The 7112-nt window shown below is 67.0% G+C and carries 4 protein-coding genes; all 4 read left to right on the top strand.

Features of this window, described 5'->3' with window-relative positions; translation table 11 throughout:
- The coding region (locus ACXJKR_RS19655; RefSeq protein ID WP_457324250.1) for a PDZ domain-containing protein at positions 1–1766 on the top strand (1766 nt) is incomplete at its 5' end.
- The gene (locus tag ACXJKR_RS19650) at positions 1766–3133 is read left to right on the top strand and encodes a cache domain-containing protein (RefSeq protein WP_457324249.1); all 1368 of its coding nucleotides are present in this window, start codon (positions 1766–1768) and stop codon (positions 3131–3133) included. The genes ACXJKR_RS19655 and ACXJKR_RS19650, both read left to right, overlap by 1 nt.
- The gene (locus tag ACXJKR_RS19645) at positions 3130–3765 is read left to right on the top strand and encodes a response regulator (RefSeq protein WP_457324248.1); all 636 of its coding nucleotides are present in this window, start codon (positions 3130–3132) and stop codon (positions 3763–3765) included. The genes ACXJKR_RS19650 and ACXJKR_RS19645 overlap by 4 nt, the downstream gene beginning before the upstream one ends.
- Before the next feature lie 152 nt (positions 3766–3917).
- Positions 3918–7112 (top strand): HAMP domain-containing protein (locus ACXJKR_RS19640; protein ID WP_457324247.1); only part of this gene is annotated, 3195 nt, incomplete at its 3' end.

Below are 7112 nucleotides of genomic sequence, written 5' to 3'. Positions count from 1 at the left end.
GTGCCGGCCTCTACGCCGTGGTGCTCGCGGCCGACGGCAAGTCGCCGCTGGCGCCCAAGGCGGGTGACGAGGATGGCAAGAAGGACGACAAGAAGGACGAGAACAAGGACGAGAAGAAGGACGAAAAAACGGACAAGAAGAAAGACGACAAGAAGGCCGACGCCAAGAAGGACGAAAAGCCCAAGCCCGAACCGGTCAAGCCGATCAAGGTCGACCTCGATGGCCTGATCGATCGCGTCGTGGCCCTGCCGGTGGCCGAGCGCAATTACGACAACCTGGCAGTCGCCTCGGACGGCGCGCTCTTCTATCTGCAGCGCCCGCAACCCGGCGCCAGCAACGAGCCGCCGCAGGCCGAGCGTCGCGCGACGGCCGAGCTGTGGCGCTTCGACTTCGAGGAGCGCAAGCCCAAACTGCTGCGCACCGGCATTGCCGAGTTCTCGCTGAGCGAAGACCACAAGAAGCTGCTGCTGACCGTGGCCGGCGGCAAGCTGGAGGTGGGCGATGCCAATGACAAGGGCGACAGCAAGCCGCTGGACCTGTCGGGCCTGCGAGCCCGTGTCGACCCCAAGGCCGAGTGGAAGCAGATCTTCGACGAGGCCTGGTGGATGGAGAAGGAGTTCTTCTACGACCCGGCCATGCATGGCTTGAACTGGCAGGCCGTCTATGACCGCTATCTGCCGCAACTGGCCCATGTGCAGCGCCGCGAGGACCTGAACGACCTGCTCGTGCAGATGATTGGCGAACTGCAGGTCGGCCACAACCGTGCCGGCGGTGGTGACGTGCATCAGGAGGCGCCCGTCGCCGTCGGCCTGCTGGGCGCGGACTTCGTCGTCGAGCAGGGTCGCTACAAGGTCGCCAGGCTCTACGCCGGCGACCGCCTCAGCCCCAATCTGCGCTCGCCGCTGACGGTGGCCGGCCTGGGTGTGAAGGAAGGGGACTTCATCCTCGCCATCAACGGCCATGAGCTGATGGAGCCGACCAACATCTATTCGCTGCTGGAAAATACCGTCGGCAAGCAGGTCGTCATTGCCATCGCTCGGGACGCCGCCGGCAAGGGTCGCCGCGAGATCACCGTCGAGCCCATTGCCAACGAGAGCCTGCTGCGCCGCTGGGCCTGGATCGACGGCAACCGCAGGAAGGTGGAGCAAAAGAGCGGCGGCAAGATTGCCTATGTCTACATGCCCGACACCGCGGGCCAGGGCTTCGAGCACTTCAACCGCATGTTCTTCGCGCAGATCGACAAGCAGGCGCTGATCGTCGACGACCGCCGCAATGGCGGTGGGCAAGCGGCGAACTACGTGACGGAGCTGCTGTCGCGGCCGTATCTGGGCAGCTGGAAGGACCGTGACGGCCTGGTCTTCGACACGCCGGGCGGTGCCATCTACGGCCCCAAGGCCATGCTGATCGACCAGGACGCCGGTTCGGGTGGCGACTTCATGCCCTATGCCTTCAAGCGCGTGGGCCTGGGGCCGCTGATCGGCAAGCGCACCTGGGGCGGCCTGATTGGCATCTCGGCCAACCCGCCGCTGACCGATGGCGGCTTCCTGACCGTGCCCTTCTTTCGTTTCTACACACCGGATGGCGAATGGCGCATCGAGAACGAGGGCGTGTCGCCTGACATCGACGTCGAACTCGACCCGGCGGCCGTCAACGGCGGCGATGACACGCAGCTGGATGCGGCGATTGCCGATGTGATGAAGCGCCTGGAGGGGTGGAAGCCGATCCAGCGCAAGGCAGCGCCGAGCGCCGCAACCTTGGGCCGCTGATGAAAGCCTGGGCGGCCCTGTCCCTGCGGGGCCGCCTGTTCCTGCTGGCGCTGCTGCCGCTGCTGGCCTCCCTCGCGCTGATCGCGCTGGCCGTGCGCCAGCAGGAAAGCGAGCTGGCGGCGCGCGAGCATGCGCTGGTGCGCGCCAGCTATATGGACGCGCGGCGCACCGAGCTCAAGCATTACGTCGACCTGGCGGTCAGCACCATCCAGCCCTTGCTCGGCCAGCCGGGCGGGCCCGAGAGGGCGCTGGCCATCCTGTCCTCGCTGGACTACGGCCGCGACGGCTATTTCTTCGTCTATTCGCTGGACGGCCACGTGCTGATGCATTCGCGCCAGCCCGAGCTGATCGGGCAAAACCTCTGGGAGATGCGCGACCCGAAGGGCCGGCCCACCATCCAGCAGCTCATCAATCAGGCCAAGGCCGGCGGCGGCTATGTCGAATACCTGTGGCGCAAGCCGTCCAGCAGCCTGCTGGCGCCCAAGCTGGGCTATGTCGTCACCGTGCCGCAGTGGGACTGGATGCTGGGCACGGGCCTGTACCTGGACGGCATCGAGGCCACGATGGCCGAACTGGAGCGCGGCGCGCGCCAGAACATCACGGCCACCATGCTGTGGGTGGGCGCTGTCGCCGTCTTCGGCGTCGCGCTGATCAGCGCCGGTGCGCTGGCCCTGAACCTGAGCGAGCACCGCAGCGCCGAGGCCAAGCTGCGTGCCCTGGCCCGCCAGGTCGTGCAGAGCCAGGAGGACGAGCGCGCACGGCTGGCGCGCGAGCTGCATGACGGCGTCAGCCAGGCGCTGGTGGCCACCAAGCTGCTGATCGAGTCCGCCCAGCACGAACCCAAGGGCGCTGCGCGGCTGCAGGAGCTGGCCTTGAAGCGCCTGAACAGCACGCTGGCCGAGGTGCGCCACCTGTCCCACGCGCTGCGGCCGGCGCTGCTGGACACCCTCGGCCTGCCTGCGGCACTGCAGCATCTGGCGGGCGAGTTCGACGCTGCCGGTGGCACGCATTTCTCGGCGGCGGTTGAGGGTGAGGAGGTGGGCTTGCCCGAGGCCGTGAACACGGCCCTGTTCCGCATTGCCCAGGAAGCGCTGAACAACGCGGCCCGGCATGCCCACGCGACGACGGTGAGCGTGCTGCTGYGTTTCGAGCGCGACGGTGGCCTGGCGCTGGAAATCAACGATGACGGCCAGGGCTTCGACGCCGACGCCGCCCAGGCCGCAGCCGACCGGGGACTGGGCCTGCGCAGCATGCGCGAACGGGCGGCCGCCCTCGGTGCCCGCCTGAGTCTCTTCGCTTCGCCCGGCATGGGCAGTCGCCTCACGGTCAAACTAGCGGCTTCCGACCTGGCTCGCGCTGCTGCATGACCCCGACACCCATCCGCATCCTGCTCGTTGACGACCACCCGATGGTGCGGGAGGGCCTGGTTGCRCGCCTGGCAGCCGTGCCGCGCTTCGAGATCGTTGGTGAGGCCGGCGGGCGCGCCGAGGCCCTGGAGCAATTGGCGCGCACGGCGCCCGACGTCGTGCTGATGGATGTGGGCTTGAAGGACGGCAACGGCATCACGCTGGGCGCCGAGATGCTGGCCGCCCGGCCATCCATCAGGCTGCTGATGTTCAGCATGTATGACAACCCCGAATACGTGCAACGTGCGCTGACCGCCGGTGCGCGAGGCTATGTGCTCAAGGATGCGCCGGCGACCGAGATCGTGTCGGCGATCGACGCGGTGGCCGCGGGCGGCACCTTCCTGAGCGCTGCAGTCTCAGGCCGGCTATTCCGCGGCCAGGCCCCCAAGCCGGTGCTGACGCCGCGCGAAAGCGAGATCCTCAGCCTGCTGGGGCAGGGCGCGTCGAGCAAGCAGATTGCCCGCGACCTGGACCTGTCGGTGCGCACCGTCGAGGCCCACCGCCAGAGCATCAAGCGCAAGCTGGAGCTGGACGGGCAGGCGGAGCTGATCCGGTATGCGGTCGAACATGCGAGAGAAGCCGGATTGAAATGACTCGCGTGTTCGCGCAAGAGCGGCCCGGAAAAGGGACTTGATCCCCCTAGATTGCCATGCTAGAAGCGGGCACTTTTCGTACCTGGCACAGCGGTTTGAAATGACCCGGCGCCGGGCGAAACTCACTCCTAATTTCTGAATCGGGCGGGACCATGAGTGTCGACATCGCGCAGCAACCTCGCAGAAAGCGCGCCAACCCCAAGGCGACCATTCCGGCCGCTACGGCCGATGTGTTGAATGGCGGCGCCGAGCTGAGCGCTCCACGCTCGCGCCAGATCCTGGCGGCGTTGTCCGCACTGCGCGACGGCGACTTCACGATCCGCCTGCCCAACAGCTGGGACGGCATCGACGGCCAGATCGCCGCCGCCTTCAACCAGATCACCGCCCAGGAGGCGCGCATCGCCTCCGAGGTGTCGCGGCTCTCCGCCACGGTCGGCAAGGAAGGCCGGCTCAAGCACCGCATGTCGATGCCGGGATCGCTGGGCGGCTGGGCCATCAAGGTCGAATCGATCAACACGCTGATGGACGACCTGGTGCGGCCGACCGCCGAGATCGCGCGCACCATCGGCGCGGTGGCCAAGGGCGACCTGAGCCAGTCCATGGAGCTGGAGGTGGACGGCCGYGAGCTCAAGGGCGAGTTCCTGCGCTCCGCGCGCCTGGTCAACACCATGATCGACCAGCTGTCGGTGTTCACGAGTGAAGTGACTCGCGTGGCGCGCGAGGTGGGCACCGAGGGCAAGCTCGGCGGCCAGGCCCAGGTGAAGGGCGTGTCGGGCGTCTGGAAGGACCTGACCGATTCCGTCAACCAGATGGCCGGCAACCTGACCGCCCAGGTGCGCAACATCGCCGAGGTGACCATCGGCGTGGCCAACGGCGACCTGTCCAAGAAGATCACCGTCGACGTGCGCGGCGAGATCCTGCAGTTGAAGGAAGCCACCAACACCATGGTGGACCAGCTGCGTTCGTTCGCGTCCGAAGTGACCCGGGTGGCCCGCGAGGTGGGCACCGACGGGCGCCTGGGCGGCCAGGCGGTGGTGCCCGGCGTGGCGGGCACCTGGAAGGACCTGACCGACTCGGTCAACGCGATGGCGACCAACCTGACGGCCCAGGTGCGCAATATCGCCAACGTGACGACGGCCGTGGCGCGCGGCGACTTGAGCCGCAAGATCACGGTGGACGTGAAGGGCGAGATCCTGGAGCTGAAGGAAACCATCAACACGATGGTCGACCAGCTCAACGGCTTCTCGTCCGAAGTGACCCGCGTGGCCCGCGAGGTGGGCACCGAGGGCAAGCTCGGCGGCCAGGCCGCGGTGCCCGGCGTGGCCGGCACATGGAAGGACCTGACCGACAACGTCAACTCGATGGCGTCCAACCTGACGAACCAGGTGCGCAACATCGCGGACGTGGCCACGGCCGTGGCCAGCGGCGACTTGTCGAAAAAGATCACCGTGGAGGTGAAGGGAGAGATTCTTGCCCTGAAGAACACCATGAACACCATGGTCGACCAGCTCAACGGCTTTGCCGGCGAGGTGAGCCGTGTGGCGCGCGAGGTGGGCACCGACGGAAAGCTCGGCGGCCAGGCCCAGGTGCCCGGCGTGGCCGGCACCTGGAAGGACCTGACCGACAACGTCAACTTCATGGCCTCCAACCTGACCGGGCAGGTGCGCAACATTGCCGAGGTGACGACGGCCGTGGCCAACGGCGACCTGTCCAAGAAGATCACCGTGGACGTGCGCGGCGAGATCCTGGAGTTGAAGAACACCATCAACACCATGGTCGACCAGCTCGGCGGCTTTGCCTCCGAAGTGASYCGCGTGGCGCGYGAGGTGGGTACCGAMGGCAAGCTCGGCGGCCAGGCGCAAGGCCGCGGCGTGGCCGGTATCTGGAAGGACCTGACCGACTCCGTCAACGCGATGGCGACCAACCTGACGGCCCAGGTGCGCAACATCGCCGACGTGACCACCGCCGTGGCCAACGGCGACCTGTCCAAGAAGATCACGGTGGACGTGCGCGGCGAGATCCTGGAGCTGAAGAACACCATCAACACSATGGTCGACCAGCTCAACGGCTTTGCCGGTGAGGTYAGCCGTGTGGCGCGCGAGGTGGGCACCGACGGCAAGCTCGGTGGCCAGGCCCAGGTGCCCGGCGTGGCGGGTACGTGGAAGGACTTGACCGACAACGTCAACTCGATGGCGTCCAACCTGACGGGCCAGGTGCGCAACATCGCGGACGTGGCGACGGCTGTGGCCGGCGGCGACCTGTCCAAGAAGATCACGGTCGACGTGAAGGGCGAGATCCTGGAGCTGAAGAACACGCTCAACACGATGGTGGACCAGCTCAACGGTTTCGCCTCGGAAGTGAGCCGTGTGGCGCGCGAGGTGGGCACGGACGGCAAGCTCGGCGGCCAGGCCCAGGTGCCCGGCGTGGCAGGTACCTGGAAGGACCTGACCGACAACGTCAACTTCATGGCTTCCAACCTGACGGGCCAGGTGCGCAACATCGCCGATGTGGCGACGGCCGTGGCCAGCGGTGACCTCTCCAAGAAGATCACTGTGGAGGTCAAGGGCGAGATCCTGGCGCTGAAGAACACACTGAACACCATGGTGGACCAGCTCAACGGCTTCGCGTCCGAAGTGAGCCGCGTGGCGCGCGAGGTGGGTACGGACGGCAAGCTCGGCGGCCAGGCCCAGGTGCCGGGTGTTGCCGGCACGTGGAAGGACCTGACGGACAACGTCAACTTCATGGCTTCCAACCTGACGGGCCAGGTGCGCAACATCGCCGAGGTGACGACGGCCGTGGCCAACGGCGACCTGTCCAAGAAGATCACGGTGGACGTGCGCGGCGAGATCCTGGAGCTCAAGGACACCATCAACACCATGGTCGACCAGCTCAACGCCTTCGCCGGTGAAGTGACCCGCGTGGCGCGCGAGGTGGGTACCGAGGGCAAGCTGGGTGGCCAGGCCCAGGTGCCCGGCGTGGCCGGCACGTGGAAGGACCTGACCGACAACGTCAACTCGATGGCCTCCAACCTGACGGGCCAGGTGCGCAACATCGCCGACGTGACCATCGCGGTGGCCAATGGTGACCTGTCCAAGAAGATCACCGTGGACGTGCGCGGCGAGATCCTGCAGCTGAAGGAAACCATCAACACCATGGTGGACCAGCTGCGCGCCTTTGCGTCCGAAGTGACGCGTGTGGCGCGCGAAGTGGGTACCGAAGGCAAGCTCGGTGGCCAGGCTGCGGTGCCTGGCGTGGCGGGGGTCTGGAAGGACCTGACCGACAACGTCAACTCGATGGCGTCCAACCTGACGGGCCAGGTGCGCAACATCGCCGAYGTGGCGACGGCT

It is taken from the genome of Roseateles sp. P5_E11 (assembly GCF_054049355.1).
This window is presented reverse-complemented; position numbering and strand designations above follow the sequence as displayed.